Origin of the sequence: Methylobacterium sp. 1973 (genome assembly GCF_040545035.1) — a bacterium.
Lineage (GTDB): Bacteria > Pseudomonadota > Alphaproteobacteria > Rhizobiales > Beijerinckiaceae > Methylobacterium > Methylobacterium fujisawaense.
On the sequence record NZ_JBEPLA010000023.1, the window covers coordinates 16,642 to 43,248 of the forward strand.

Below are 26,607 nucleotides of genomic sequence, written 5' to 3' on the forward strand. Positions count from 1 at the left end.
CGGTTTAGTGGATCGACATGTCGATCAGCGGCCGCCCCACCTTGCCGGCAGCCAGATCCGTCAAGGCCTGCTCGGTCTGCGTCAGGGCGTAGGGCTTCGAGAGCAGATCGCGGACGGGGAAGCGACCCGAGCCGAGGATCTTGGCGAAGCGGCCATAGTCGCGATCGGGATGGCTGTCTCCGCCCCAGGTCCCGAACAGGCTCTTGCCCTGGTTGAACACGGCCGGATTCAGGGTGAGGACAGCGCCCGCCTTCGCGTTGCCGATGACCACGGCCCGGCCACCCTGCTGGCGGGTCGCGTTGACCGCCTGATCCATCACGGACGGCTGCCCGGACGCCTCGACCGCGACGTCGACGCCGGTCGGGACGATGGCCTTGATCGCTGCGAGCACGTCGCCCTCGCCCGGATCGATCACGTGCGTGGCGCCGTAGAGCTTGGCGAGCGCGCGGCGACCGGGGCTCGGATCGACGGCGATGACCGGGAAGCCGCCCGCGAAGGTCGCGGCCATGATCGCGTTGAGACCGATGCCGCCGCTGCCGAACACGGCGACGGCGTCGCCGGCCTGAACCTTCAGTGTGTTGAACAGCGCCCCCATGCCGGTCGGCGCCGCGCACCCGAGGAGGACGGCGAGATCCATGTCGAGCCCCGCCGGAAGGTGCGTGAGGCGGTTCTCGCTGACCACGGCGTGGCGTTGGAAGGTGGTCACGCCGCCGGCGTTCACGTTCCGGCCTTCCCAGCCGTAGACCGCGCCGCCCGCCTCAACCCCGTGCCCCTTGATCCAGGACAGCACGACCTTGTCGCCGGCCTTCACCTTGGTGACCGCGGCGCCGGTCTCTAGGACGGTGCCGGTGCCCTCGTGGCCGAGGCAGTGCGGAACCCATTTGTCCTCACCCTTGTCCCCGCGCCATTCCATGACCTGCGTCCCGCAGGCTCCGGAATAGGCGATCTCCACCAGAGCTTGGCCGGGCTTGAGCGCCGGGATGTCCAAGTCCGCGATGACGAGGGGTTGGCCGGTCTGGACCAGGATCGCCGCTTGCGTCTTCATGCTCTTCCAGGTCTCGCCGTTTCGTTGCGCGTTTTCAGGGTGACCGACCGCTAGGCGAGTGCCGCGGCGATCCGCTTGGCGATCTGGCCGCCGGTCAGCCCGAGCTGTTCCCGGGCATATTCCTGCTCGCCGGCCAGCTTGTAGAACTTGTCCGGCGTGCCGATCCGGATGAAGGGCTTGGGCTGGGTGCAGCTGTCGATGAGCCATTCGGCCACCGCGGACCCGAAGCCGCCCAGCACCGAGTGCTCCTCGATCGTCGCGACCAGGCGGAAGCGGCCGAAGGCCTCCCGCAGGCACTGCTCGTCCAGGGGCTTGACGGTGTGGAAGCTGACCACGCGGCTGGAGAGGCCCTTCTCGGCCAAGCTCTCCGCCGCATGGACCGCCTCGGGCAGCATGTTGCCGGTCGACAGAAGACAGACGTCGGTCCCTTCGCGCACCGTCAGCGCCTCGCCGATGCGGAAGGTCTCCGGAACGTCCTTGTGAACCAGCGGCTCGCCCTTTTTCCCGAGGCGGATATAGGCCGGCCGGTCCTGCTGCAGCACGGCCCGCATGGCAGCCCGCACCTCGAACGCGTCGCCCGGACAGATCACCACCAGGTTGGGGATGGCACGCAGGAACGCGATGTCCTCGCAGGAATGGTGCGTCGGGCCGAGACCCGCGTAGGCCAGACCCGCACCGACCGCCACGATCGTGACCGGCGCCTCGTGGTAGCAGGCGTCGGTGCGGATCTGCTCCAGGCAGCGGGTCGTGACGAACGGCGCGATGGTGTAGGCGAACGGGCGGAATCCCGACATCGCCAAGCCGGCGGCGACGCCCATCATGTTCTGCTCGGCGACACCGCAGTTGAGAAAGCGCTCCGGGGCGGCCGCTCGGAACTTGTCGAACAGGCGATTGCCGATATCGCCCGAGAGCATGACGACCCGGGGATCGCGGCTGAGCTTGGTCAGCTCGTCAGCGAACGCATTCCTCATGACAGGCCGAGCTCCGCGAACGCCTGGGCGACCTCCGCAGCCGAGGGCGCGCGGTAGTGCCAGTTGTTGTCGTCTTCCATGAACGACACGCCCTTGCCCTTCACCGTGTGGGCGATCAGCGCCACCGGCTTGCCGGAGCCGTTGGGCACGGCGCGCATCAGGCGGGCCAAAGCCTCGACGTCGTGGCCGTCGATCTCGTGCGCGTCCCAGCCGAAGGCGGCCCATTTCTCGCGCAGCGGCGCGAGGGCCAGGGTCTCGTTCGAGCGGGCCGTCGCCTGCCACTTGTTGTAGTCGACGATCACGCACACATTCTCCAGGCGCTGCCCGCCCGCGAACATGGCCGCTTCCCACACCGAACCCTCGTTGTTCTCGCCGTCCGAGAGGAGCACGAACACCCGGTGCTGCCGATCGGCGATCCGGGCCGCGACCGCCATCCCGAGCCCAAGGGGCAGGCCGTGTCCGAGGGAGCCGGTGGCGGCCTCGACGCCCGCCAGCAGATTGGCCGGGGGATGCTCGGCCAGCAGCGCACCGTCCTGGCAATAGGTGTCGAGCGTCTCCCGCGGGAAGAACCCCCGGTAGGCCAGGGCCGCGTAGAGCGCACTCGCCGCATGGCCCTTGGACAGGATGAAGCGATCCCGGTCGGGCGCCCGCGGCGCGTCCGGGTCGATGTCCAGGGCGTGCCAGTAGGCGGCCGCCAGGACGTCGCAGCACGACAGCGAGGAGGCGAGATGCGCGCTCTGCGCCTTGTGCGACATTTCGACGACGCGCCCGCGCAGCTGCGCGGCCATCGCCTTCAGTGCCGGAACGTCCGGCGGCGGTTGATCCCGGTCCACAGTCATGTCAGCCCAGATCCCTGTTGCCCGTTCCTACTCGGCCCGCCGCGTCAAGGCTTGTGCTCGTAGCGGATCGGTAGATCGGAGAGGGCGGGGCCGAAGCGCTGCGCCCAGCGGATAACGTCCTCGATGCCTTCCTCAAGGGTGATGCGGTCCTGCCAGCCCAGAGCCGTGCGGATCTTCACGCTGTCGAGCGTGTAGGCGGAGTCCTTCCCCGGCCGATCAGGCCCGATCTCGACGCACTCCTCGAAGGACTTGCCGAGCGCCGCCAAGATCATCTCGACGAGTTCGCGGATGGAGACCAGGCGGTAGCCGGAGATGTGGTAGCTCTCGCCGAGCCGGCCGGCGCGCGCGACCTTCAGGGTGGCGTCGGAGACGTCGCGCATATGGATGAAGACGCGTACAGACTTGCCGCCGCCGTCGAGCTTCAGCTTCTGCCCCGACAGCGCCGCCAGCACGGTCCGCGGCACGATCCGGTAAAGCTGCTGGCCGGGACCGTAGACGTTGGCCGCGCGGGTGTAGAGCACCGGGAAGTCGTAGGTCTGGAAGTAGCTGCGCAGCGACATGTCGCCGGCCGCCCGCGAGACCGCGTAGGGCGTCGAGGGATTGAAGGGATGATCCTCCCGCACCCAGCCTTCCGTGGACCCGTAGACCTCGGGGGTCGTGACGTGGACGTAGCGCTCCAGCCCGTCGTAGCGGCGCAGCAGCTCGTGGAGGCGCACCGTGGAGACGACGTTCGTCATCATCCAGTGATCGGGGTTCGCCCACGATTCGCCGACCATGCTCTGGGCGGCGAAGTTGACGACATGCGTCGGGCGCGTCTCGGCGAGCAGGCGCTTAAGCGCCTCGAGGTCATGGTTGATGTCCACCCGCTCGAACCGGACCGTGCCGGATCGCTTCTCCCAGCGATAGGGCAGCAGAGCGTCGTGGGGCTCGTTCGAGCGGCTCGTGGCCACGACGTCGTGCCCCTGCTCGGCCAAGTAGTCACAGAAGGTGGCGCCCGAAAAGGAGTTGGAGCCCAGGACGAGGAATCGCTCGTTGCTCATTGCGGCGCGTCCTCCCGGACGAGGTGACGGTGGGCCGAGAGCTTCTGCATCAGCATGTGGCCGATGATGAGCTGCACGTCCTCAGCGATCTGCATGTCGTCGACCGCGACGTGGATCGGCCGATCCGTGAGCGCCTTGGCCTTCCCGCCCGAGAATGCCAGCACGGCGTAGCTCCGCATGCCGATCTCGCGGGCCGCCTCCAGCGCAGTCAGGATGTTGGGCGAGTTGCCCGAGCCCGAGAAGACGATCAGCAGGTCGTCCGGTCGGGCGAAAACCGCGAGTTGCAGGGCGAACACGGTCTCGTAGCCCTCGTCATTGGCGAGGCAGGTGAGCACCGCCGGGTTGGCTGGCAGGGCGTGGACGCGCAGGCCCGAGCCGGCCATCTTCGACAGGGCGTAGAGGAAGTCGTTGGCGAGATGGATGGCGTTGCCGCCGCTTCCGCCGTTTCCGGCGATGAAGACTTGGCGGCCGGTCTTCCAGCAATCGTACAGATCTTCTGCCAGGCGCTCGACCATGTCCCACTCGACGCGGTCCAGGGCCGCCGACAGACGGCGCCCGTAATCCCGATAAAACTCCGTGCCGCCCGTGAGCATCATCGCACGATCTCCCGCTCCATCCAGCGAAGATTGTACCAGCGATCCTCATCCTTGAGTGCGCCTTGGCGGTAGAGCCCGACGATTTCCTTGATCGCGTCCTCGACAGTCTTCTTCGGACGAAAGCCGGTGGCCAGGAGGCGGTCGGAATTGACCCGGTAGGACCGGGGGTCGTTCGAGGGCGTCACGACCAGCTCGGCGGAAACATGGTCGACGACCATCTTGGCGATGTCGAGGATCGAGATGTTTTCGAAGCCGGCATTGTAGACACCCGTGTGCTCCGGATGATCGAGCAGGAACAGGTACAGGTCCGTGATGTCATCAATATGAATATTAGGGCGGGTCTGGTCGCCTCCGAAGACCGTGATCTTGCCTTTCGTCAACGCCTGCATGGTCAGCATGTTGACCGAGACATCGAGGCGCATGCGCGGCGAGAACCCGCAGACCGTGGCCGGCCGGACGATCTGAACGACCATGTCGTCCTTGTACGACAACACGATGCGCTCGCCGCACATCTTCGTCTTGTTGTACTCGGAGATTGGCAGCAGGGTCAGATCCTCGGTGACCTGCTCCTCGTCCTTGACGCCGTACACGCTGCCGGACGACGCGTAGATGAAGCGCTTGATGCCCCGCCGGTGCGCCGCGTCCGCGAGCTGCATCGTGGCGAGGCAGCTGATCTCCCAGGTCAGCTTCGGATCGAGGTCTCCGCAGGGATCGTTGGCGACGCTCGAGAGATGGATGATCGCGTCGATCCCGTCGAGGTCGATTTCGTCAGGATTCCGGACGTCGCCGCGCGTGATTTCAAGATTTGGATGCGGCCGCAGCTCGTTGCCGAACCACTGAATGTCGAAAGCACGAACCGAGTGTCCGGCCGCCAGAAGTTTAGGGACCAAGACGGAACCCTTGTAGCCGCACGAGCCGGTGACGAGGACTTTCATGAATCACCTGTATTCAGGCCGCTGACTTTCGATCAACGGCATCCGAGCCATCACGCGCTCGCGGCGCGAGGTGCGATAACACCCGTTCCCCGCTTACACAAGCGAGGAACCGCCCGACAAACCGTTGCCGCGCAGCCCGAGGGCGAAGTCGCGCTCGGCGTGCGCGAGGCTCTCGGGCGTGCCGATATCCCGATGGTAGGAGGGGGTTTCCACGCTGTAGATCCGGCCCACGAAGTGCGGGATCACTTCGGTGCTGAGGTCGACGACAGGCCGGCCGAGACTCGCGGCGAAGTCGACCACCTCCGGCTCAAGGATGTAGACGGCGGCGTTGGCGAGGTTGCCCGGCGGCTCCGCCACCTTCTCGTGGAAGCGCCGGACGATGGCCCGCTCGTCGAGTTCGAGGATGCCGCAGGAGCGCGGATCGTCCGTGCGGAAGCTCAGCATTGACATGGCCGCTCCCGCCGGGCGACCGCGGTGCCGGGCCAGGAAATCGTCGAGGTCGAACGCGGTCAGGTTGTCGGCGTGGGCCGTGAGGAACGGCTCGGATCTGAAGTAGCCGGCATTAGCCAGGATCGTGCCACCGGTCCCGAGCAATTCCGGTTCGTGGACGAGGTCGATCCGCGACCGCCAAGCCGATGCACCGACATGCGCCGCAACCTGTTCCGCGAGCCAGTGCGTGTTGATCAGGACGCGCTCGATGTCCGGACAGGCGAACAGGCGCTCAAGCCAGTAATCGAGCAGGGGGCGGCCGGCAATCGGCACGAGGCATTTCGGAACCCGCTCGGTCAGCGGACGCAGGCGCGTGCCATGACCGGCGGCGAGTAGGAGTGCGCGCATGATCGTGCGTCCTGGCGGACCTCAGGCAAAATCGTCGGGGTGGTCGATCTCGGCCACGATGTCGGCGACCGTGAGCGGGAGGTTGCCCACCCGGGATGTCTGGCAGGCCGCCGCGAGCGACCCAAGATAGGCGCTGCGCCAGATGTCGGCACCGCAGCACAGCGCCAGCGAGGCGGTCGTGAACAGCGAGTCCCCGGCGCCGGCGACGTCGCGCGGCGCGGTGTTGAAGGCCGGCAGGCGATCCGTGCGCGTCACGCCCTGGTCGTCCCCATAGATCAGCAGGCCTTCGGCGCCCAGCGTCACGAACAGGTGCTGCGTGCCCGACACGGATTTCAGCCGCTCGGCCACCGCGATCAGGCCGGATTCGAAGTCCTGGGTGGCAAGCCGCGCCTCGCGCTCGGTCGGCGTGATCAGCGTCATGCCACGGTACCGCGAGATATCGGCGAGCTGGGACGAGGCCTGACTGTCGGCCATCGTCATCACGCCGTGCTCCTTCGCGCGGGCGACGACGGCATCCACCAGAAGCTGCGGCAGGCAGCCGTAGTTGAAGTCCGAGAACAGCAGCAGGTCGGTGCGTGGAAGCAGTTCCTCGACCTTGCGCAGGAATTGGCGCATGACGACGGGATCGATCGCGTGCTGGCGAAGGTCGTTGACCCGCAGCAGTGATTTCCCCGCCGCGCGGTACCGCGTCTTGTGGGTCGTTGGGCGCGTGTCGTCGGTGATCAGCTCCGAGCCGACACCGTAGCGCTCGAAATTGTCCCGCGCGAACTGCGAGAGGGTGTCGTCCCCCACCACCGTGACGAAGTTCACCTGCGCTCCGAGACCCCGCGCGTGCAGGCTGACGATCCCCGCGCCGCCGACGAAGGTGCGCTGCTCGATCGGGGACAGGACGATGGTCGGCTCCTCCTGCGACATGCCGAGGGCCTCGCAGTCGATGTACGTGTCGATGATGAGATCACCGACGACGAGCACCCGCTTCCCGGCGAACTGAGACAGGATCGGCTTTAGATCCTCCATCCCGAAGCCGCGCCGGGCGGGCATGTCCGATGATTTGATGATGGTAGAGAGCTTGGTCTGCAGGTATTCGTTGCGCAGGAGCTGGAGCGACGAGAAGCGGACCTCGCCGGACGCGAAGATCAGTTTGCCCCCATACGCGGAGACGATCGCCTGCTCCGGGTTCTCGCGATTCTCGAACTCCTTGCCCTTGATGACGATCTCGGGCCGAAGACGCGAAATGACATCCTCAACCGGCGAAGTCAGCAGCAGAGCGTGATCGATATGGATGTTGGCGCGCAGCCCCTCGAGCCGCATCTCCGCGGGAACCGTCACACCGGGCGATGAATCGGGCAGGACTCCAACGACCAAGTAATCGCCGATCTCCGCGGCGAACTTGAACAAACGGAGGTGGCCCGGATGGACGACGTTGAAGTTGCCGGAGACGAACACGATGCTTCGTCCGGCACCGACCGACTCGCGGATCTCGACGAGCGATGCAGTTTCCTTGGATCCCAAGTTCACGTCCATCCCTCTCTTCTCGTCCGCGTCGCGGCCGCAATGGTCTTGAGCATGGTCGGACCTCCGGCGGGACCCGATCGCCGGAACGTTTTCCGACTGAGCCTTCCTCGGCTCAGGGACACGCGCGCGGCAGGCGGCAGCCGCCCCGAAGGCACGCGGACGACATCCGTGCGGGGTGTAATCGGAATGCGGCTTCCGCAAGGCAAAATGCCTCAGATCGACGCGCGGCGGCGATCCCGCATCGCGACGGCTGCTCCCGAACGACGGACTCTGAGCGGGCCGCAGCATCGGGTATCGTGGTGCGACGCGAACGACTAGGCGCCTCGCGGTTCCCGCGATCGGCCCGACGCTCATGCTGGTGGTGGGGAACTCAATGGGGAAGCACACAGGGGCCGGCCGGCATCCGCCACGCGGGGCCGTGTTTTTGGATCGGGACGGCGTTCTCAATGAGGACCGGAGCTATGTCGGCGAGCTGGAGCGATTCGCTTGGCTCGCCGGCGCGCCAGAGGCGATCCTGCGCATCAACCGCGCGGGATTTCTCGCCTTCGTCGTGACCAACCAGTCAGGTGTGGCCCGCGGCTTCTACGACGAGGTGGCCGTCCGTCAGATCCACGCGCAGATGCAGGCCGATCTCGCTCGTATCGGCGCTCGCATCGACGATCTCCGGTATTGCCCGCATCACGAGGATGGGACGCAGGCGGCGTACCGGCGCGCCTGCACATGCCGGAAACCGAAACCGGGCATGCTGCTGGACCTGATCGCCACGTGGAACGTTAATGTGCGCCTTTCAATCATGATCGGAGATCACCCGCGCGACGTCGAGGCGGGGCACGCCGCTGGCGTGCCAGGCATACTTCTCCGGCCCGGAGACAGCCTACTGTCGTGCGTCGAGACGTTCCTCAACGGTCGGACTGCCGCGGCGGCGGGTTTCACGGATCAAGCCTGATTCATCAGCCTTGTCCGGCCGGGGGCGTGAGGCGGCCCCGGCGCGTTCGATCAGGAGGATGCACCAGTGATATAAGCCGTCTGCTTGCGGAGGCCCTCGATCTCCCCGCGCAGAAGCAGAGCCTCCCGGGACTGCGCCCCCATGGGGCTCGCCTGGAGCATTTCGAGACGCCGAGTCGCACGCGCCAAAGCGCGCTGGGTCGTGTTCATAACCGCGCCTAAATTACACTGTGATCCCTCCATTCAATGGCGAACCTCCCGTTTAGTTCCGGTCTCCGGTTCGGCGCCACACCGATTCAGAGCGGTAAGTTTCTGCGCAGGAAGTCGCGCCCGATCCGAGAGTCACCACCGAAAGAGTAGTGGCCCGGGCGCAGATAGTTCCGGAACAAGGCCTGCCGCGATGCATCGTCGTCTGTGTAGGATGCCGTGCCGTCGAGCCGGTCGAGCATCTCCTCGGTAACCTCCCTAATCTCCGCGGGCGTCACGTTCCGGGCGACCAGACCGGCAGCGACGAATTCTTCGGCGAGGCGGAAGTCGGCGACCTTCGACGCGAAAACCTCGCCGAAGGACAGTGTCCGGCCCTCGCGGGTCTGCACGGCCTGCGGCAGGGCGAGATCGCCCGCGTTGAGGGCGTAGGAGCCCGAGAGCGGCGTGGTGTTGACGAGGATCGACGGGCGGCCGAACATCGCCGCCACATTGTAGAGGCCAGACGCACAGCCCAGGAAGAACCGGCAACTCGCCGACAGTCCGATGTCCAGGAGCGGCGATTTGAGCGGGCATAGCGCATAGTCCACCACGTTCGGTCGCGGAACCATCGGCGGCATGGTCGGATCGCCCATGCGGATGCACCAGCCGCCTCGCTTGGTGATCAGGCCAATGGCCTCATCGTAGTCGGCGATGTCGACGTTGCGATGGAGATGCCAATGCTCGTCGCTCGGGGAATAGCCGCCGCCGCGCGCGTGCAGGCAGACGAACCAAGCGCCGTCGGGAACGCCCATCTGCGCGAGCGCCGCAGCGGTCGCCTTCCGATGAGCCGCGGTCAGGCAGAAGAGAGGGCCGCGCGCACCCCAGCGACGATAGACGTCGAAGCAGCGGGCTGTCTCGTACATCGCGACGGCGTAAGGGGCCGTCTCTTCGACGAAGCCCTCCGTCCGGAGCCGAGCCTCAAGCGCGATCGCCTCGGCAGTTCGTGGGATAACGTGGATGTAGCGATCCAGGTACTGCGCGAGGACGGGATTCGCGAAGCCACCATGGTCGGGCTCGATCATGATGGCCACGGGGAAGCGACCGCAGCGCAGCCGGTAGTCCTTCAGGAAGCTGTCGCCTTCCAGGGCGAGATGGCCGATTCGCTGAGGAACCGCGACCTGGACGACCTTCAGATCCAACCAGCGCGCCAGCCAGCCGGCCGCCTTGGCGTAACGTGCATCAGCGAGCAGCTTCGCCAGGATACCCGCCATGTGACGGCTTGGGACAGCCATTCTCATCCAACTCGTGCGAAGCTTGAACGCTTGATGTCGTCCTGTGATCAGGGATTGTGTCGCATTTTTAATTATAAGTATGTGGTCGATAGTGTTGTGGATTTTTGCGACTGCAATGAATTTTCGCCCTTGCGATATGTATTTCCGCCACCAAGAAAAATCGCACGTGGCGAATTTTTGCGCATAGGGGACACAAGCTCGTCTTTCTGTCAATCACGGCTCGGCCTTCGCAACCGTCGAGCATCCGGCGACCGGTCGGCGTGCTGAAGACGCCCCCTGAGCCGTCCTCCTGCCGCGACCAAGCACCAACCGGACCGCCTGGGCCTGCGTGGATCGACGTCGGGATCGCCGCGCGACGGGACACGTGGCGACGGATCTATCATCTCACGAACCGACCGGAGGGCCGCCGCGCGGGAAGCTCAGTCACCGAATCGCCGGCCGACGCACGCTGCGTTGCCGTCGCGGCCGTCCCGCGCAGCCTGCAGCCGGGCTGCACGCGGCCTCGCGATACCGGCCAGATCAGAGCGGCGGTTGTTGCTGCACCGCACATTAGACACTGAGCGGCTTGCATCGCCCCAGGGGGCGCTTTAGTGGCGCTCGCGACACGCCCGTGGCGCGCTTCCGCGTGACCGAGCTTCTCAGGCGCGGGATCATGACAGTGGCACGGCACGATCACGCCTCCGCAATCGACCAACAAAGACCATTGGGCAGCCCTTCCATATGTCTCAGGCTGACGCAGCGAGTCCGCGTTTCCGCGTGCTGGTCCCGGTGTGGGGCGAGCGTTACATCCGCGATTTTTGCGCGATTTCACTTCCAGCCCTCCTGGCTGAGGGCAATCTTCCGGCGCTCACCCGCGCAGGCGATTGCGAAATCATCTTTTTGACCGTCAGATCGAGCGTTGACTACTTTCTGAACTCGGACGGCATCAACCGGATCAAGGATTTCTGCCCTTATTCCTTCGTGTTCATCGACGACCTTCTACCTCTGGAGAGCTACGGCATCATCCTCACGGTCGCCTATGGCCGGGGGATCGCCTCGATGGGCAGCTTCCAGACCAGCACGTCCTTCATCTTTCTGAATGCAGATTTCGTTCTGTCGAACGGCATCCTGAGCACCGTCATCGACCGCCTCGGAAAGGGCTACAACGCGGTGATGTCGGCCAGCCTCCGCTCCAAGCAGGAGGATGTAGTCGACGAACTTCAGAAGCGCGTCTCGGGCGTGACGGGGACGCTCGACGCTTCGCCGGCGGAGCTCGTGAGGCTCACGCTCGACGCCCTGCACCTCACCGCGCGCGCGAGTCTCGTCAACCAAGAGCTGTCGCATCACAGCGCCGCCAACCAGTTCTTCTGGCGTGTCGACGACGACACGCTGATCGGCCGATTCTTCCTCTTGTTCATGCTCTGCATCCGTCCAGAGCGCCCGTTCACCACCTGCGTCGGATGGTGCGACTACACCTTCATCCCCGAGCTCGTACCGTCGGGGAACTACGACGTCATCACGGACTCGGACGAGGGCTTCATCCTTGAGATGCAGGCTCGCCGAGGCGAGCTGCACTACATCCGGTCCGGCCGCATCGCGCCGAAGGATTATGCTCCGCGCCTGTCCTTCTGGACGACGGCGCAGCACCGTGACTACGCGACACGGTCGATCACCTTCCACACGGGCCGGCTTCCGGACCAGTTTGACGCGGTCGCGTCCGAGGCCGACCGCTACATGACAGAACTGTTCGGTCACCTGTCGCAGCCGCCTACCTCGCACCTGCGTCACCCTTACTGGACGTCCGGGTTGCTTCACTTTCAGGACAACATCCCGGCGAACGCGACACCGCCGGAACTGCCGCGCTACGTGCCCCGCCCATTGGAGGCCGTCCGCCACCGTTTCGACCGCGCGAACAGGGCCGAAAGGCTCGGAGCGCGGCTCGTCAGACGGCTCGTCGGCACACCGCCGAACGTGAGCCCGTTCCACTACGGCTACCTCGACTACGCGAACTTCTCGAAGCAGATTCGATCCTTTCGGGCGCAGAGCCGCCACCCAATATACGTCCGGGACCATGCGAGCCCCCTCGATACCTATGTCCAGGGCGGGGCTCCCTGCGCCATCGTCAAACTGACGGACATCGACAAGCGCCGTTCCGACACACCGCGCTTCGACGGGGCGATTATCACCCTGTCGGATCACATGCTCCAGGATCTGCCCCGGCTTCTCCGCCTCGTCGCCGCCCAGTGCAGGGACGACGCCCCGATCCTGATTTGCGTCGACGCCATCCACGCGGTCATCTTCCAGAGCCGCTATGCGGTCTACGGCGACATGATCGAACTGATGGGAAGCGAACTGCCGCCCGCCGCCAGGGTCGAGAGCTTCGCGCTGGTCACGGCCCCGGCGCGCTTCGTGCCGGCCTACCTGCTGTTCCAGGCAAAAGAGATCACCGGCAGCCGTAGGCTCAGCGCTTGGCTCGGGGCCGTCATCGTCGCCCTTCCGGCCTACCTATCGCTCCTCAAGGCCAATCTGCGGCGCAAGCCGGCCACCTCCGCCGATCCGGGAGTCTGTACGAGCGCCACGATCTGGCTCCGCGGCCCGTGGGAGAGCAAGACCCGGGCGATGGCCGAACGCGCCCTGCAGTTCGACACGGCCTATTACAACCGGATCAACACCGACGTGGCTCAGGCCCGGATCGACCCGGAAACGCATTTCTTCGAGCATGGCTGGCGAGAGAAGCGCGACCCATCGGCCTACTTCAGCGTCAGCGGCTATCTGAGCGCGAACCCGGACGTCGCCGCCGCTCAGATCAACCCGCTCACGCACTTCCGCGATTACGGCCTGGCGGAGGGCCGAAACGGATGGCAGCGATGAAGCCGGTCCCGGCTTCGCGCGGCGCGGGCTCCCGCCCGTGCCCGGGGTGAGCCCGAGGTCAGCCGCACCGGCACCTGAGCCGGCAGAGGCCGACATCCCGGCCGCCCGGGACGGCCGCTTGAGTGTTCGGATGCGTTGATTTAAGCCACGCGGCGGCGAGGAACGAGGAGTCATATGGCAAGCGGCAGAGGCTATCTCGTCGTGGGCGGAGACAGCCTGGTCGGAGGCAGCACATTTGCGGCGCTGAAGCGTCGCGGTGACCGAGTTATTGCCAGCACGCGGCGCCCTTCAACAATCTCGGACGAGCGCGTCTTTCTCGACTTCGAAGATCCCGAGGCGTTTCGAGCGCCTGAAGGCATTGATTACGCCTTCGTCATCGCCGCCGCGACTAATTATGAGCGCTGCGAGAAGGATCCAGCCGCGCAAGTCATCAATACGGAATTAATTCCTCGGACAGTCGCTTCACTGCTGAGCCAAGGGTTGTTCGTAACGTTCATCTCGACGAATTCCGTGTTCGGCGGAGAGCGGGCCTGGCCGCACGAGGACGATCCGCATGATCCCCGTATCCCGTATGCGCGCCAGAAATCGGAGGGCGAGGCCCGCGTGCGGGCGTTGGCGTCAGCCATGGGATGGGCCGACCGGCTCAACATCGTTCGGCTGACCAAGATCCTCGACGGCGGCGTGTCCCCGCTGCCCGCCTGGACAGCCGCCTGGACAAGGAACGAAGCGATCCAGCCCTTCTCTGATCTCACCTTCGCGCCCCTTTCCGTCAGGTTCGTCGGGGAGGCGCTCGCCCGGGTGGGGGAGGCGCGCGTGGCTGGTAACCTTCACCTGTCGGGTGCGGAAAATATCGATTACGTCAGCTTCGCGCGCGCGCTCGCGGCCCATCGCGGGATCGATCCTCGGCTGATCGAGCCGACGACCTCAGTCGAGAAGGGAGTCAACATCCCGTTCAAGCCGACGTTCAGCGGCCTGGGGATGGCGAGAACGACCGATCTGACCGGCGTGGCGCCACAACCCTTCGCCGAAGTCCTGGCTGATCTCGATTTGCCTCGCGCTTGAACATTGCCCTGAGACAGGGGACGGGTTCATGGACGTCGAAGCTCGCAGCGCGGGCCCGCTTCACGACCCCGCTCTGTGAGTGTCCGATCATTCGCCACGGCCTGAGCGTGTGCGACGGTTACCGAGAGGAGTTCCCTTCATGAGCGCAGCCGACACGCGCGTTACGCATCGAACCACCTGCCGCCTGTGCAACGCCTCTGAGGTTGAGCGCGTCGTAGATCTGGATCCGATCCCGCTCTCCGAACGCTACAGCACGGATCCGAAGGCGGCTGCGGCTCTGCCGCGGTTTCCCATCGATGTCTACATGTGCCGCGCCTGCGGCCACGTCCAGCAGCTCGACGTCATCGATCCGGACTATCTCTGGAGCTCCTACACGTACTACTCGGGTGACGCTAAGGGCATGCCCGAGCACTTCGCTCAGATCTTCGAGAAGGTATCCCGCAAGATCGACCTCGCCGAAGGCACCCTCGTCGTGGACATCGGCAGCAATGACGGCTCGTTGCTCAAGCCCTTCAAGCAGGCGAAATGCCGGGTGCTCGGCATCGACCCCGCAGTCGATGCCGTCCAACGCGCGAACGCGGCCGGTATTCCCACGCTGCAGGATTACATGAGCCCGGCCCTCGCCGAGCGGATCCGCGCCGAGCATGGACCTGCCAAGGTGGTCTGCGCATTCAATGTCTTCGCCCATGCGGACGATCTCAGTTCCATGGTCGACTGCATCAGGACCCTCCTGGCACCGGACGGATTGTTCTTCTTCGAGGCCCAGTACCTTCAGGACATCATCGACGGCGTTCTCGTGGCGACACTGTTCCACGAACATCTGAGTCATCACTCCGTAAAGCCTCTGATCGCCTTCCTGGACCGGCACGGACTGGAGCTGATCGCGGTCGAGCGCGCGCGCATCCAGCACGGGTCTCTGGTCGGAACCGTGCAGGTGAAGGGCGGCCCGCATCCGATCGACGCCTCCGTGCGCGACCTTCTCGCCAACGAAGACGAGCGCCGTCTGGACCAAGTCGAGACCTTGCGGGCGTTCGGGGCCAAGGTCACTCAGCTGCGGGAACGGGCCTCGTCCCTCGTCGCGCAGTGGCGCGCCGAGGGGAAGACCGTCGCCGGTTACGGTGCTGCCCGGAGCGGCCCAACCCTGATCACGCAGTTCGGCCTCAAGTCCAAGCTGGACTTCATTGTCGACGACCATCCCCAGAAGGTCGGCACCTACGAGTCCGGCGACGGCATCCCCGTTGTACCCACGGCCGAACTGATCAAGCGGATGCCGGATTACACCATCATCTTGGCCTGGGTTCACTCGGAATTGATCATCAAGAACAACAGAAACTATTTGGAGCGCGGCGGCCACTTTGTGGTCCTTTGCCCCTCGACGCGAGTCGTCGACAAAGACGGCGACGTCCAGATCTAAGCCAATTCCATCACACGCGATAATTGGATGCTGAACGATGAGCGAGCGAAAGACCAGAGAAGCGCAGTATCAGGTCATCGTGAAAGCCGCCAGTGAGCGCGGCGTCGAGCGCATGGGGCTGCGCAGCAGTGAGAGCTGGTGCGAAGACCCGAAGCACATCGTCTTCCGGATGGCCCGCTACAAGTTCGCCGCCAAGATGCTGTCCGGCCGTAGCAGCGTGCTGGAGATCGGCTGCGGCGACGCGTTCGGAACACGCATCGTTCAGGCCGAGGTCGGCAAACTCACCGCCATCGATTTCGATCCCGTCTTCATCGACGACGTCAACGACCGGATGATCGACCCGTGGCGCTTCGATGCCTTCGTCCACGACATGCTCGACGGTCCGGTACCGGGCGCCTTCGACGCTGTCTACGCCCTCGACGTCCTGGAACATATCGACCCGGCGCAGGAGCGTGCGTTCCTGACCAACTGCTTCGCGAACCTCGATCCCAACGGCGCCGCCATCGTCGGAATGCCGTCCCTTGAAAGCCAGGTCTACGCTTCGCAGCAGTCGAAGGAAGGCCACGTGAACTGCAAGAGCGCCCCCGACCTGAAGAAGCTGATGTCCGAGTATTTTCATAATGTCTTCATGTTCAGCATGAATGACGAGGTCGTTCATACCGGATATCACCGCATGGCCCACTACGTCATCGCGCTGTGCGCCGGTCGGAAGTCCTGACCGTCGCATCCCTCGCATGCGGCGCTGGCTCTGGGACGAGCGCCGCTCGCCCATGGCCGGGGTTCAGGCTCGGGCCATCCCTGCGAACGGCCATCCCAGCCGATGAGCGAAGGGGCAGCGCGACGTGACCGAACTCGCGAACATCAGGCAGGTCTCGCCGGAGGTCTTCTACTCGGATGGCCAGTTCCGGGCTGTCGGGGCTGAGACCTGCGACGTTCTGAAGGCCCAGGCGGCGCTCTCTCCACGGCGGCGGTGCCGGCTCTGCTTCCACGCCGAGCCCTCCGACCGGCAGCAGGAGATGCTCATCGCGATGCACCGGACATCCTACGTTCGTCCCCATCGCCACCGGTCGCGCCTGGAAACGCTGGCCATCTTCGAAGGCCGGTGCGAGACCCTGCTGTTCGACGAGCGGGGTACGCTGACCGACCGCATCCCCATGTCCGCACCGCAAGCGGGCGGCGCGTTCTTCTACCGGATGCCGGCGGGCCTGTTCCACACCCTGTCGTTTTCATCGGATTGGCTCATCTTCCTCGAGACGACCACGGGGCCGTTCGATCCGACCGATACCGAGGGCGCCGCTTGGGCGCCGCCGGAAAGCGACCCGGACGCGGGCCACGCCTTCCTCGCCCGCCTCCTCCAGTCCTGCCAGGGTGGATGAGGCCGACGTCCCGGCCCCCGTCACCGATCGGTCGGGGGCCGCCGCGCCTGACCCCGCCGGCGCCGGCACTCCCCGCAGGCGGCGGCGCCCCGTTTTGCACGGCCGGAGAGACCGGACGGCTCCCCGGGCAGCGGAACGGCCGGCCTTACCCGGCGAAGATGGAGCGCGGACTGGCCCTGAAGATCGAACGGAATAAGCCGCCCCGCTCGACGAAGGGGCTGTTCTTTGCGATGACGGCGTCCTCGTTCTTGATCGAGAGCGCGAGGAGGCAGACGGCGATCCCATGCTCGACCAACGCGGAGGAGGGCAGGATCGGGAGCCGCGCGCCGGGCAGGAACTTGTTCTGCTTCTGAGGTGTGTCGTCCGCGACGAATTCGACGAGATCGTCCACGCCGAGGAAGTTGACGAAGGCGCACGCTAGGTGCCCCGCTCCGAAGAGCGCGATGGGCCCCTTCTCGGCGCGCAGCCGCGTGAGCTTGTCCCGTATCGTGCGCCGCGTTGGTTCGAAGTCCTCACAGTAGCTCGAAAACAGCGCGCGCTCGGCGCGCGCGTCCGCGCTCACCCGGGCCGAACCGAATCTCCCGACCTTGCGGGCGATCTGCACCATCGAGTTCTCGAACGGGATTGGATAGATGTCTGTTCGAACGGGTTCAAAGCCGCCGAGCGCGAGCAGCGGCTCGAAGCTCGCCGGCGTCAGGTAGAGCGAGTGCTCTTCCCAGACCATGCAATAATCATGAAGCCTGAGGCTCGTCGTGCAGTCTGGTACCTCGACCATGATCAGGCCCCCCGGCTTCACCAGAGCCGCGATGCCGGCGACGAAGGCGGGCACATCTTCGGCGTGCTCGAGGATGTGGCGGACGATCAGGATGTCGGCGGGCCCGCGGCGTTCCGCGATGCGGGCCATGCGATCCGGGGTCGTCAGTCTCTGGACGGTCTCAATGTTCGCGGCCGGATCGGCGATGCCGAGATCCTCGTCCAGCCGGACCCGCCACGTGTTCGAGAAACCGCGTTTCCGGAACCTGTCGACAGTCGTGTCATCCTTGTAGGTCAGCGCGCCGACCACGCAATCGGGATGGACGCCCGGCAAGGCGACGATCTGCTCGACGACGGTATCGAGATGGTCCTCCGGCTCGCGGGCGAACAGCCAATCGTAGGGTGGCACCAGCGCGTCGTGCGGCACAATCCCCGTGCTCTGGATCGTGCCGCAGGCGGCGCATTGTCCGAGCGTGAGTCGGAATGTCCGCTCCTCGGCCGAACGCTCGGCCAGGAAAAACGAAGACACCGGGTGACTTCCTACGTCGAGCTGAGTCGTGACGGAGTCACTTTCACAAACAAGACAAAGCACGCAAATCTTTCCCGGATCGGAGGTGGTTATTCGGGACGCGTCTAGCATGTCTCACCGGACGCCGGAAGGAGGGCGCTGGGTCGGGGAGCCACCGTCTGATGCCTACGGAGTGCCCGCCAGGCCAGCAGCGACCTGGCGTGCCCGGCCCTCGACCGGGCACGGCGGTCACATAGTCTTCAACGCCATGCGGCCAGAGTAGTCGACGCGGTTAAGCAGCAGATTCAAGCTGTTGTCTTGAATGTACTCGTCAATGGCTCTTCGCGCGCCTTCGAAATGGCCGTAATCGTCGATGATCAGCACCCCCGATCGGGACAGCCGGGGATACAGATGCACCATCTCGTGCTTGGTCGAGGCATACCAGTCTGTATCGAGCCGCAGGAGAGCGATCTCCCGGGGCGCCGCATCCGGGATCGTCGCCTCGACCATGCCCTTGACGAAATGCACGCGGTCAGCCGGATAACCGGTTGAGGCAATGTTTGCCCGGACCTCGTCCAATCCGGCCTCTGCCCAGTGGCTGCTCGTCTCGCTCACCTGCTTGGGCAGCCAGCCGTCGATCGCGCGGTTGCCCCAGATGTCGACGTCCATCTCGGAATCCGGCCTGGGCAGTCCCTCGAAGGTGTCGAACAGGAACAGGTCGCGGTCCATCCGGTTCAGGCTCGCGAGCACGCGCGCGATGAGCATCATGCTGCCGCCGCGCCAGACTCCACATTCGACGAACGCACCCGGGACTTGCGCGGCGACCACGTAATGGACGGCCTTATACAGGGCGTACAGCCGCTCCATCGACGTCATCGTGAAAGGTCTGATCTCCTCAACCATCACCCGAAAGGCGGCCTCTACGTCGTCGAGGCCGGTCTTGAGATGGTAGTTCTTCGCCGCGAGCTGGTGGTCGACGTCGTATTCTTCCCGCTTGGCAGCCTCCGCGACGGCCTGCTCAATCTCGGGCGGAACTCGCATGCCGAGCGTGACCAAGACAGTGCGGTAGCGGCTATTCAGATCGATCCGTTCCGGCTCCGCTTTCAGGCAAGCCCGCAGTTGCTTCTCTTCCCAGTCCAGAGGAAATCCGATCCCGCGCGCCGTCATCGACGCGTACAGTTCCAGCCCCTGCCCAATCGTTGCGGTTTCCGCGATCAGAGCCTGGGCCAGCGCCATCTCCGTCTCGGAGAGTTGGTCAAAGATCCGCGCGAGCGCCGCCGAGCGCGCCTCCTGCCGATCGAGCCCAGCCCGGACCGCGGCCATCTTCTCGCGGATGTCGGCCCGCTCCGATAATGCCGCGCCGAGTTCCAGCAGGCGAGCCGCCCACCGGGCCGGAAACACGTGGCCCCGCTCCACGACAGAGCTGTAGAGATCGAAGGCTTCGTCGAAGCTGCCATCTGGCGACAACACTCGGCGGAGCTGGTCAGCTCGGATCTCCGTGAAGTCTTGAAGAATCTTCGCTTCTTCGCCGTTTGCCGGGACTGGTTCACCCTCCATCAACGGCGCTCCAAATGATTGCATTATGTTGCTCGCGATGCCGACCCGGCGTTGCCCCTGGCGGGCCGGATTTCTTCCCGGTCGCCTTGACGCACCGAATGCAGCCGCCCCTGCCGCCTTTAACGGAAACGAGGCAACTTCATCAAGAAGAGATGGTGTTGTGAGGCGCGAACTCCGGACTGAGCGGATCCGCCTGTCGGCTCGAGTAACCGCTTGAGGGCAGACTTGCGCCATGCGTCTCTTCGATCCGCATGATCGGGATGAGATGCCGGTTCGGTGACAATTGCTCAGGAACAGGACCCTGGAGCCGAGCCTGTCCGCACCGCGAGCAGGAATGGCTGATTTCGGCCGGTGCGTTCGGCCAAAGTCGCATGGCGCGCTGCGAGCCGGCCGCCCGTCGGCTGCGAGGCCGCCGGTCGACGAACACACGGTCATTTCGCTATAGGAGCCCCTCCTCGACAGCGGTGGCCATATCTCACGGGCGCTGACAGCATGGCAGGAACGAACGGCATGGATCGTGAAACGGACGACGCCGGCCACCTGCCGGCCAGGCGCGCCGAGGCCGAGAGCGACGTCGCCGTGGTTTACCTCGCGCGTGGATACGACGCCGATCACCAGGCGCGCTTCCGCGCCTTCGCGGCTTCGTACCGAGCCCATCCGGCGGGATGCGGACACCGGCTCTATGTCATCTTCAAGGGTTTTCCGGACGCGGCTTCAAGGGTCGCGGCAGCGCGCAGCTTCGACGGTCTCGCCTTCACGGCGATCGACACCGACGACCTGCGCTTCGACATAGGCGCTTACATCGACGCTCTGCCGAGCCTGTCGGAGGAGGTCGTCTGCTTCCTCAACACCAACGCCGAGATCGCCTCGCCCCATTGGCTGGCCAAGCTCGCGCGCAATCTCGTTCAGCCCGGTGTGGGGATGGTCAGCGCCACGGGCTCGTACGAGAGCCTGCACTATATTAATCCGACCTTCCCGGCCTTTCCCAACCCGCACCTGCGCTCGAACGCGTTCGCCATGCGCCGCGATCGGGCGGCCGAGATCCTGGGCTCCTACACCATCGCGGGCAAGCTCGACACCTTCCAGATCGAGAGCGGCGCCGACGGCCTAACCCGCCGCGTCCTCGCCCAAGGCCTGACATGCCTGATCGTCGGCGCCGACGGGCGCGGCTACCCGCCCCAGCACTGGGCGGAGAGCGAGACGTTCCGGCAGGGCGAGCAGGCCAATCTGCTCGTCCACGACAACCAGACCCGCGCCTTCGCGCGGATGAATGCGGCCGAGCGGAGCGTTCTGATCGCGAAGACGTGGGCCGTCGCGCGCGAGCCGTCGATCCTCCCGGAACCGGCTCCCGCCGGGGTCCAGCCCTGACAGACCCGCGCGCAGGACCAGCGCCCTTGCACCCGTCGACGAAGCGTGCAACCGAGCGGCACTCCTCGCAGAATGCGCCGGCGGGCCAAGGGTTTTCGCAATGAAGGCAGTGATCTTGGCGGGCGGACTCGGGACGCGCCTCTCAGAGGAGACAGGGACGCGCCCGAAGCCGATGGTCGAAATCGGCGGCCAACCGATCCTATGGCACATCATGAAGGGATTTGCGGCCCATGGCGTACGCGAGTTCGTGATCTGCCTCGGTTACCGCGGGTACATGATCAAGGAGTTCTTTCTCAACTACCGCCTCCACCTGTCCGACGTGACCGTCGAGACCGGTACGGGGGCAATTGAGTTCCACCGCAGCGGCGCGGAAGATTGGAGCGTGTCGCTGATCGAGACTGGACCTGAGACCATGACCGGCGGCCGGCTCCGGCGCGTGCGCTCCTATCTCGGGACCGAACCGTTCTTCATGACCTACGGCGACGGCGTCTCCGACGTGGACCTGACCGCGCTCGCCGCCTTCCACACGGCGCACGGGCGGCTGGCGACGCTCACCGCCGTGGCGCCCCCTGGCCGCTTCGGCGCCCTGGAGCTTGATGGAGACGCGATCCGCAATTTCCGCGAGAAGCCGGCAGGCGACGGCGCCGTAATCAACGGCGGCTTCTTCGTCCTCGACCCGCAGGTACTCGACTACGTCGCGGGCGACGCCACCGTGTGGGAGGATGAGCCACTGGAGCGGCTCGCGCGCGAGGGTCAGCTCCAGGCTTACCGCCACACCGGATTCTGGCAGGCGATGGACACGCTGCGCGATAAGAACCAGCTTGAGGCGCTCTGGGCGAGCAAGGCCGCTCCCTGGATGATCTGGGCATGAGCACCGTCGTCCCGAGCCCGACGACACCGCGCGCAGCCAACCCCGATCCAGGGTTCTGGGCGGGGCGCCGGGTGCTGCTCACCGGGCACACCGGCTTCAAGGGTGCGTGGCTCAGCCTATGGCTCGCTCGCCTCGGCGCGCGGGTTACTGGGTTCGCGCGGATACCGGAGACCGACCCGAGCCTGTGCGCGCTGGCCGAATTGCCTGCTCGCGTCGACAGCCGGATCGGGGACGTTCGCGATTTCGCGGCACTCTCCGCCTGCATGGCTGAGGTACGGCCCGAGATCATTCTCCACCTCGCCGCCCAGGCTCTGGTGCGGCCGTCCTACGCCGACCCGGTCGGCACCTATGCCAGCAATGTCATGGGTACGGTGCACCTCTTAGAGGCGGTGCGCGCCTGCCCATCGGTGCGGGCGGTTGTGATCGTCACCAGCGACAAGGCCTACGAGAACCGCGAGTGGGTCTGGGCCTACCGCGAGGACGAGCCGATGGGCGGGCGCGATCCCTATTCCAACTCGAAGGGTTGCGCCGAGCTCGTGACCAGCGCCTATCGCGCCTCGTTCTTCGGCGACGGCGGACACCCGGCGCGGATCGCGAGCGCACGGGCCGGCAACGTCATCGGCGGCGGCGACTGGTCGCTGAATCGCCTCGTCCCGGACGTGGTGCGCGCCTTCGGCCGCGGCGAGCCGGTGGAGATCCGCGCGCCGGGCGCGGTGCGGCCCTGGCAGCACGTGCTGGAGCCGCTCTCGGGTTACCTTCGCCTGGCTGAGGTCCTGTGCGGCGAGGACGGTGCGCGCTACGCCGAAGGCTGGAATTTCGGGCCGGCTGACGCAGATTGCCAACCGGTCTCCGAGGTGGTCGCCGGCCTCGCCCGGGGCTGGGGTGCCGAAGCAACGTGGCGCCTCACCGGCGGCACGCACCCGCACGAGGCGACCTTCCTCAAGGTCGACGCCTCGAAGGCGCGCGCGCATCTCGGTTGGGACCGGCGGCTACGGCTCGCCGAGGCGCTGGACTGGACTGGGGCGTGGTACCGGGCCCAAGGCGATGGCGCGAACGCGGCCGCGCTGACACTCGACCAGATCGCGCGCTACGAGGCGCTGGCAGGAGCGGGGGCAGGGGACCGGGCATGAGCGCAGCGATGGATACGGTTCCGGCCGCCCCGAACCGGGCCTGCTGCCGGGCCTGCGGCGCTCCACTCGCGCGCACCGTGGCCGATCTCGGCCTGTCGCCGCTCGCAAATTCCTACGTGCCGCCCGCGCGGGCGGGGCAGGGGGAGATGGCCTATCCGCTCCACGCCTATGTCTGTGAGCGCTGCTGGCTGGTCCAACTCGAGGCGTTCGAGAGCCCGGAGCACATCTTCTCGGACTATGCCTACTTCTCGGGCTTCTCGACCGGCTGGCTGCGCCACGCGGAGCGCTACGTTGTCGCCATGACCGAGCGCTTCGGCTTGGGGCCGCACAGCAAGGTGGTGGAGGTCGCCAGCAACGACGGATACCTCCTGCAATACTTCGTAGCCCGGGGCGTTCCGGTGCTAGGCGTCGAACCCGCGGCCAACGTCGCGGCCGTGGCGCGCGAGAATGGCGTGCCGAGCGAGGTCGCGTTCTTCGGCCGCGCCACCGCCGCGCGGCTGCTCGCCGAGGGGCACGGCGCCGACCTGATGACGGCCAACAATGTGCTCGCCCACGTGCCCGATATCCTCGATTTCATCGCCGGCTTCCAGGTGCTGCTCAAGCGTGACGGCGCCGCCACCTTCGAGTTCCCTCACCTCCTGCGGATGATCGAGCACAATCAGTTCGATACGATCTACCACGAGCACTTCTCGTACCTGTCGCTCGGCGTGGTCTCGGGGCTCCTCGAAGGGTCGGGGCTTCGGGCATTCGACGTGGAAGAGCTGCCGACCCACGGCGGCTCGCTGCGCGTGTTCTTCTGCCACGCGGACGGCCCGCACGCGCCGACGCCTGCGGTGGCGCGGGTTCTGGCCGACGAGCGGAACGGCGGGCTGTTCTCGGCCGACGGCTACGGGCGCTTCGCCGAGGCCGTGGTCGAGATCAAATGCGCGAGCCTCAAGTTCCTGATTGAGCAGCGTCGGGCGGGCAAGAAGGTCTGCGGCTACGGGGCGGCGGCCAAGGGCAACACCTTCCTGAACTATTGTGGGATCGGCCCGGAGCTGGTCAAGGCGGTGGCCGACCGCTCACCGCACAAGCAGGGCACGCTTCTGCCCGGCAGCCGGATCCCGGTGGTCTCGCCGGATGCGCTGCTGGCGATGCGCCCGGACTACGTGCTGATCCTGCCCTGGAACCTGAAGGCCGAGATTACGCAGGAGATGGGGGCGATCCGCGCCTGGGGTGGGCAGTTCGTGACCTGCATCCCGGGTCTCGCGGTGGAGTGAACCCGTGACCTTCGATGAGCTGCCGCTCGTGGGCGCCTACCGGATCGGGCTCAGCCCGCATAGGGACGAGCGCGGCTTCTTCGCACGGACGGTGTGCGAGGACATACTGGCTGCGCGCGGGCTGGTGGGCCGGTTCCGGCAGTCGAGCGTGTCGTTCAACCTGCGGCGCGGCACGGTGCGGGGGATGCACTACGCAGTGGCGCCACACGCCGAGACCAAGCTCGTGCGCTGCACGATGGGGGCGATCCACGACGTGATCGTCGACCTGCGCCGGGACTCGCCGACCTACCGACAGGCCGTCAGCGTCGAGCTGTCCGCCGAGAACCGGGCCGCGCTCTACATCCCGGCGGGGATCGCGCACGGGTTCCAGACGCTGCGCGACGAGACGGAGGTGCTCTACATGATCGACTGTACCTACGTAGCCGAGGCAGCCCGCGGCCTGCGCTGGGACGACCCGGCGTTCAACGTGGTCTGGCCGGAGCCAGTGACGGTGATCAGTGAGCGCGACCTCACCTTCCCGGCCTGGACCGGCGCGGATCCGGTCGTGTGAGTTCGGGCGTGCCGCGCATCGTGCTCACCGGCGCGACCGGGTTCGTCGGCGCCCACGCAATCCCGGCGCTCCAGGCCCGCGGCTTCGAGATCCACGCCCTCGGCCGCCGGCCGCCGGCCGCGGAGGTCGCCTTCCACCCGGTCGACCTGCTGGACGCGGCGTCTGTCCGAGACGTCCTCGACGCCGTTCGGGCGAGTCATCTGTTGCACTTGGCCTGGTACGCCGAGCCGGGCCTATACTGGCGCTCGGCCGTCAACCTCGAGTGGGTCGCGGCGAGCATCGCCTTGGTCCGCGCCTTCCGGGAGGCCGGCGGCGTTCGTGCGGTGGCAGCTGGCACCTGCGCCGAGTACGCCTGGGGCCCCGACCGCTTACGCGAGGACGCGCCGTGCGCCCCCGCCACCCTGTACGGGGCCGCCAAAGACGGAACGCGGCGCATCCTAGAGGCCTATGCAGGCGAGACCGGGCTGTCCTTCGCCTGGGGGCGGCTGTTCTTCCTTTACGGACCGGGCGAAAAGCCGGGCCGGCTGGTCGGCGACGCGATCCGCTTGCTGACGGCGGGGGCCCGCTTTCGGACCAGCCCCGGCTACCAACGTCGGGACTTCAGCCACGTGGCAGACGCGGCCGCGGCATTCGCGGCCCTGGTCGACTCGCCGGTCGTCGGGACGGTCAATATTGGCTCCGGGTCTGCGGCCCCAATACGCGTGATCCTAGAACGAATCGCCCTCCTGACTGGACGACCGGACCTGATAGACTTCGGTGCCCGCCCCCTCTCGGCAAGCGAGCCGGCTAGCATTGAGGCCGACGTCGAGCGCCTCCACCAAGAGGTGGGCTTCGCCCCTTACTACGACCTCAACTCCGGCCTCGCTCATACACTCAATGCGACTGCCAGACGCTGCGGCGGGAATGGCGGACACTTCTAAGGTTAGCCGTCCGGTCCCGGCCGAGATTTCGGCTGTCTGAAGCTCAGCTAGTGGTTTGAGTTAAAAGAGGTTTGACAGTTTAGCCGAATGGGCCGATCGTTAGGTGCTTCCTGATGGAGGTGCGCCATGTCGCGTGGCCCAAAGGCCCTCTCTCGATCTCAGCGAGCAGGAGCAGGGTGAGATAAAGCGCCTGCTGCGGCGACACGGGACCGGGCAGGCGCTGGTTTCGCGCCTGCGTATCATCCTGGCCTGTGCCGAACCGGGCGCGACCAACCTGGGCGTGGCTACGGTGCTGGGTGTCAGCCGCCAGACGGTGGCGCTGTGGCGGGCCCGCTTCGCCGCGCATCGGCTGGAGGGGCTGGTCGATGCACTACGCTCCGGCGCGCCCCGCAGCATCGACGATGAGGCCGTCGAGCGCCTGGTCGCCCTCACTCTGGAAGAGGCACCGGCCAACGCCACGCACTGGAGCACCCGCACGATGGCGCTGGAGTTGACCCGGTCTCGTGGAGCCCTTCAGACTTTCCGCACGAGGTGCGCTCCATGCCTCATACACGCCCGCCCTACGCCCCCGAGTTCCGCCGCCAGATGGTCGAATTGGTCCGCGCCGGACGCGACCCGGCCGATCTCGCCCGCGAGTTCGAGCCCTCCGCCCAGGCCATCCGCAACTGGGTCGCTCAAGCCGACCGCGGTGAGTGAATCGCGCCGGGATTTTCGGAGGCTCCAACTCTTGAGAGACTGGAGCCATGACGAAGCATACCCCACCCTTTTCCCCTGAGGTTCGCGAGCGG

General features: G+C 66.1%; 24 protein-coding genes and 1 pseudogene. 14 read left to right on the top strand and 11 right to left on the bottom strand.

Going from position 1 to position 26,607, the window contains the following annotated elements; genetic code table 11:
• Positions 1–4: 4 nt before the first annotated feature.
• From ABIC70_RS26925 to ABIC70_RS26960, 8 genes are all read right to left on the bottom strand, one after another.
• The gene (locus ABIC70_RS26925; RefSeq protein ID WP_354442111.1) at positions 5–1,045 is read right to left on the bottom strand and encodes a zinc-binding dehydrogenase; all 1,041 of its coding nucleotides are present in this window, start codon (positions 1,043–1,045) and stop codon (positions 5–7) included.
• A gap of 50 nt (positions 1,046–1,095) precedes the next feature.
• On the bottom strand, positions 1,096–2,016 hold the full coding sequence (locus ABIC70_RS26930) for a transketolase family protein (protein WP_354442113.1): 921 nt from the start codon (positions 2,014–2,016) through the stop codon (positions 1,096–1,098).
• Positions 2,013–2,855, bottom strand: coding sequence for a transketolase (locus ABIC70_RS26935; RefSeq protein ID WP_354442115.1), 843 nt, complete (start codon positions 2,853–2,855; stop codon positions 2,013–2,015). Before ABIC70_RS26935 ends, ABIC70_RS26930 begins: the two co-directional genes overlap by 4 nt.
• A 44-nt stretch (positions 2,856–2,899) precedes the next feature.
• Positions 2,900–3,895, bottom strand: coding sequence for a dTDP-glucose 4,6-dehydratase (locus ABIC70_RS26940; RefSeq protein ID WP_354442117.1), 996 nt, complete (start codon positions 3,893–3,895; stop codon positions 2,900–2,902).
• Positions 3,892–4,491, bottom strand: a complete 600-nt coding sequence (locus ABIC70_RS26945; RefSeq protein ID WP_354442119.1) for an SIS domain-containing protein — start codon at positions 4,489–4,491, stop codon at positions 3,892–3,894. Before ABIC70_RS26945 ends, ABIC70_RS26940 begins: the two co-directional genes overlap by 4 nt.
• Positions 4,488–5,426, bottom strand: a complete 939-nt coding sequence (locus ABIC70_RS26950) for an NAD-dependent epimerase/dehydratase family protein (protein ID WP_354442121.1) — start codon at positions 5,424–5,426, stop codon at positions 4,488–4,490. The genes ABIC70_RS26945 and ABIC70_RS26950 overlap by 4 nt, the downstream gene beginning before the upstream one ends.
• 93 nt (positions 5,427–5,519) lie before the next feature.
• Complete coding sequence (locus ABIC70_RS26955; protein ID WP_354442123.1) at positions 5,520–6,263, bottom strand: nucleotidyltransferase family protein; 744 nt, start codon at positions 6,261–6,263, stop codon at positions 5,520–5,522.
• Positions 6,264–6,284: 21 nt separating this feature from the next.
• Positions 6,285–8,066 (bottom strand): PfkB family carbohydrate kinase, encoded by a 1,782-nt coding sequence (locus tag ABIC70_RS26960; protein ID WP_354442125.1) that lies wholly within the window; start codon positions 8,064–8,066, stop codon positions 6,285–6,287.
• An 85-nt stretch (positions 8,067–8,151) separates the two neighbouring features.
• On the opposite strand from ABIC70_RS26960, the gene ABIC70_RS26965 reads away from it, so the two are divergent.
• A complete protein-coding gene (locus ABIC70_RS26965; protein WP_354442127.1) occupies positions 8,152–8,724 on the top strand; it encodes a D-glycero-alpha-D-manno-heptose-1,7-bisphosphate 7-phosphatase in 573 nt (190 codons plus the stop codon).
• A gap of 295 nt (positions 8,725–9,019) precedes the next feature.
• Here ABIC70_RS26965 and ABIC70_RS26970 read toward each other — a convergent pair whose 3' ends face one another.
• On the bottom strand, positions 9,020–10,180 hold the full coding sequence (locus ABIC70_RS26970) for a TIGR04372 family glycosyltransferase (RefSeq protein ID WP_354442130.1): 1,161 nt from the start codon (positions 10,178–10,180) through the stop codon (positions 9,020–9,022).
• A 777-nt stretch (positions 10,181–10,957) separates the two neighbouring features.
• On the opposite strand from ABIC70_RS26970, the gene ABIC70_RS26975 reads away from it, so the two are divergent.
• From ABIC70_RS26975 to ABIC70_RS26995, 5 genes are all read left to right on the top strand, one after another.
• Entirely contained in the window at positions 10,958–13,051 is a 2,094-nt protein-coding gene (locus ABIC70_RS26975; RefSeq protein ID WP_354442132.1) for a hypothetical protein, read from the top strand.
• Positions 13,052–13,225: 174 nt separating this feature from the next.
• The gene (locus ABIC70_RS26980; RefSeq protein WP_354442134.1) at positions 13,226–14,113 is read left to right on the top strand and encodes a sugar nucleotide-binding protein; all 888 of its coding nucleotides are present in this window, start codon (positions 13,226–13,228) and stop codon (positions 14,111–14,113) included.
• Positions 14,114–14,252: 139 nt separating this feature from the next.
• Positions 14,253–15,527 (top strand): class I SAM-dependent methyltransferase, encoded by a 1,275-nt coding sequence (locus ABIC70_RS26985; protein ID WP_354442136.1) that lies wholly within the window; start codon positions 14,253–14,255, stop codon positions 15,525–15,527.
• Between the two features lie 37 nt (positions 15,528–15,564).
• Positions 15,565–16,245, top strand: coding sequence for a class I SAM-dependent methyltransferase (locus tag ABIC70_RS26990; protein ID WP_354442138.1), 681 nt, complete (start codon positions 15,565–15,567; stop codon positions 16,243–16,245).
• 124 nt (positions 16,246–16,369) lie between these two features.
• Positions 16,370–16,903 (top strand): WbuC family cupin fold metalloprotein, encoded by a 534-nt coding sequence (locus tag ABIC70_RS26995; RefSeq protein WP_354442140.1) that lies wholly within the window; start codon positions 16,370–16,372, stop codon positions 16,901–16,903.
• 145 nt (positions 16,904–17,048) lie between these two features.
• Here the strand turns inward: ABIC70_RS26995 and ABIC70_RS27000 are convergent, their stop codons facing one another.
• Complete coding sequence (locus ABIC70_RS27000; RefSeq protein WP_354442142.1) at positions 17,049–18,248, bottom strand: methyltransferase domain-containing protein; 1,200 nt, start codon at positions 18,246–18,248, stop codon at positions 17,049–17,051.
• Between the two features lie 165 nt (positions 18,249–18,413).
• Positions 18,414–19,721 (bottom strand): TylF/MycF/NovP-related O-methyltransferase, encoded by a 1,308-nt coding sequence (locus ABIC70_RS27005; protein WP_354442144.1) that lies wholly within the window; start codon positions 19,719–19,721, stop codon positions 18,414–18,416.
• Positions 19,722–20,231: 510 nt separating this feature from the next.
• Here ABIC70_RS27005 and ABIC70_RS27010 point away from each other — a divergent pair.
• The 8 genes and pseudogenes from ABIC70_RS27010 to ABIC70_RS27045 all read left to right on the top strand — a co-directional run bounded on the left by ABIC70_RS27010 (position 20,232) and on the right by ABIC70_RS27045 (position 26,515).
• Positions 20,232–21,089 carry a hypothetical protein gene (locus ABIC70_RS27010; RefSeq protein WP_354442146.1) on the top strand — a complete coding sequence of 286 codons (858 nt, stop codon included), beginning with the start codon at positions 20,232–20,234 and terminating at the stop codon, positions 21,087–21,089.
• A 100-nt stretch (positions 21,090–21,189) separates the two neighbouring features.
• Complete coding sequence (gene rfbF, locus ABIC70_RS27015; protein ID WP_354442148.1) at positions 21,190–21,960, top strand: glucose-1-phosphate cytidylyltransferase; 771 nt, start codon at positions 21,190–21,192, stop codon at positions 21,958–21,960.
• Positions 21,957–23,090 carry a CDP-glucose 4,6-dehydratase gene (gene rfbG / locus ABIC70_RS27020; protein WP_354442150.1) on the top strand — a complete coding sequence of 378 codons (1,134 nt, stop codon included), beginning with the start codon at positions 21,957–21,959 and terminating at the stop codon, positions 23,088–23,090. The genes rfbF and rfbG overlap by 4 nt, the downstream gene beginning before the upstream one ends.
• A complete protein-coding gene (locus ABIC70_RS27025) occupies positions 23,087–24,349 on the top strand; it encodes a methyltransferase domain-containing protein (protein WP_354442152.1) in 1,263 nt (420 codons plus the stop codon). Before rfbG ends, ABIC70_RS27025 begins: the two co-directional genes overlap by 4 nt.
• A gap of 4 nt (positions 24,350–24,353) precedes the next feature.
• Entirely contained in the window at positions 24,354–24,899 is a 546-nt protein-coding gene (locus tag ABIC70_RS27030) for a dTDP-4-dehydrorhamnose 3,5-epimerase family protein (protein WP_354442154.1), read from the top strand.
• Positions 24,896–25,819, top strand: a complete 924-nt coding sequence (locus ABIC70_RS27035) for an NAD-dependent epimerase/dehydratase family protein (RefSeq protein ID WP_502916047.1) — start codon at positions 24,896–24,898, stop codon at positions 25,817–25,819. The genes ABIC70_RS27030 and ABIC70_RS27035 overlap by 4 nt, the downstream gene beginning before the upstream one ends.
• A gap of 133 nt (positions 25,820–25,952) precedes the next feature.
• Positions 25,953–26,309 (top strand): annotated as a pseudogene (locus ABIC70_RS27040) (helix-turn-helix domain-containing protein); the annotation flags it as partial.
• A gap of 50 nt (positions 26,310–26,359) precedes the next feature.
• Positions 26,360–26,515 carry a transposase gene (locus tag ABIC70_RS27045; RefSeq protein WP_502916048.1) on the top strand — a complete coding sequence of 52 codons (156 nt, stop codon included), beginning with the start codon at positions 26,360–26,362 and terminating at the stop codon, positions 26,513–26,515.
• Positions 26,516–26,607 lie beyond the last annotated feature (92 nt).

Excerpts from the sequence above, each read along its gene's own strand:
- ABIC70_RS26925 (WP_354442111.1), bottom strand. The coding sequence starts at position 1,045 with ATGAAGACGCAAGCGGCGATCCTGGTCCAGACCGGCCAACCCCTCGTC.
- ABIC70_RS26930 (WP_354442113.1), bottom strand. The coding sequence starts at position 2,016 with ATGAGGAATGCGTTCGCTGACGAGCTGACCAAGCTCAGCCGCGATCCC.
- ABIC70_RS26935 (WP_354442115.1), bottom strand. The coding sequence starts at position 2,855 with ATGACTGTGGACCGGGATCAACCGCCGCCGGACGTTCCGGCACTGAAG.
- ABIC70_RS26940 (WP_354442117.1), bottom strand. The coding sequence starts at position 3,895 with ATGAGCAACGAGCGATTCCTCGTCCTGGGCTCCAACTCCTTTTCGGGC.
- ABIC70_RS26945 (WP_354442119.1), bottom strand. The coding sequence starts at position 4,491 with ATGATGCTCACGGGCGGCACGGAGTTTTATCGGGATTACGGGCGCCGT.
- ABIC70_RS26950 (WP_354442121.1), bottom strand. The coding sequence starts at position 5,426 with ATGAAAGTCCTCGTCACCGGCTCGTGCGGCTACAAGGGTTCCGTCTTG.
- ABIC70_RS26955 (WP_354442123.1), bottom strand. The coding sequence starts at position 6,263 with ATGCGCGCACTCCTACTCGCCGCCGGTCATGGCACGCGCCTGCGTCCG.
- ABIC70_RS26960 (WP_354442125.1), bottom strand. The coding sequence starts at position 8,066 with ATGCTGCGGCCCGCTCAGAGTCCGTCGTTCGGGAGCAGCCGTCGCGAT.
- ABIC70_RS26965 (WP_354442127.1), top strand. The coding sequence starts at position 8,152 with ATGGGGAAGCACACAGGGGCCGGCCGGCATCCGCCACGCGGGGCCGTG.
- ABIC70_RS26970 (WP_354442130.1), bottom strand. The coding sequence starts at position 10,180 with ATGGCGGGTATCCTGGCGAAGCTGCTCGCTGATGCACGTTACGCCAAG.
- ABIC70_RS26980 (WP_354442134.1), top strand. The coding sequence starts at position 13,226 with ATGGCAAGCGGCAGAGGCTATCTCGTCGTGGGCGGAGACAGCCTGGTC.
- ABIC70_RS26985 (WP_354442136.1), top strand. The coding sequence starts at position 14,253 with ATGAGCGCAGCCGACACGCGCGTTACGCATCGAACCACCTGCCGCCTG.
- ABIC70_RS26990 (WP_354442138.1), top strand. The coding sequence starts at position 15,565 with ATGAGCGAGCGAAAGACCAGAGAAGCGCAGTATCAGGTCATCGTGAAA.
- ABIC70_RS27005 (WP_354442144.1), bottom strand. The coding sequence starts at position 19,721 with ATGGAGGGTGAACCAGTCCCGGCAAACGGCGAAGAAGCGAAGATTCTT.
- ABIC70_RS27010 (WP_354442146.1), top strand. The coding sequence starts at position 20,232 with ATGGATCGTGAAACGGACGACGCCGGCCACCTGCCGGCCAGGCGCGCC.
- rfbF (WP_354442148.1), top strand. The coding sequence starts at position 21,190 with ATGAAGGCAGTGATCTTGGCGGGCGGACTCGGGACGCGCCTCTCAGAG.
- rfbG (WP_354442150.1), top strand. The coding sequence starts at position 21,957 with ATGAGCACCGTCGTCCCGAGCCCGACGACACCGCGCGCAGCCAACCCC.
- ABIC70_RS27025 (WP_354442152.1), top strand. The coding sequence starts at position 23,087 with ATGAGCGCAGCGATGGATACGGTTCCGGCCGCCCCGAACCGGGCCTGC.
- ABIC70_RS27045 (WP_502916048.1), top strand. The coding sequence starts at position 26,360 with ATGCCTCATACACGCCCGCCCTACGCCCCCGAGTTCCGCCGCCAGATG.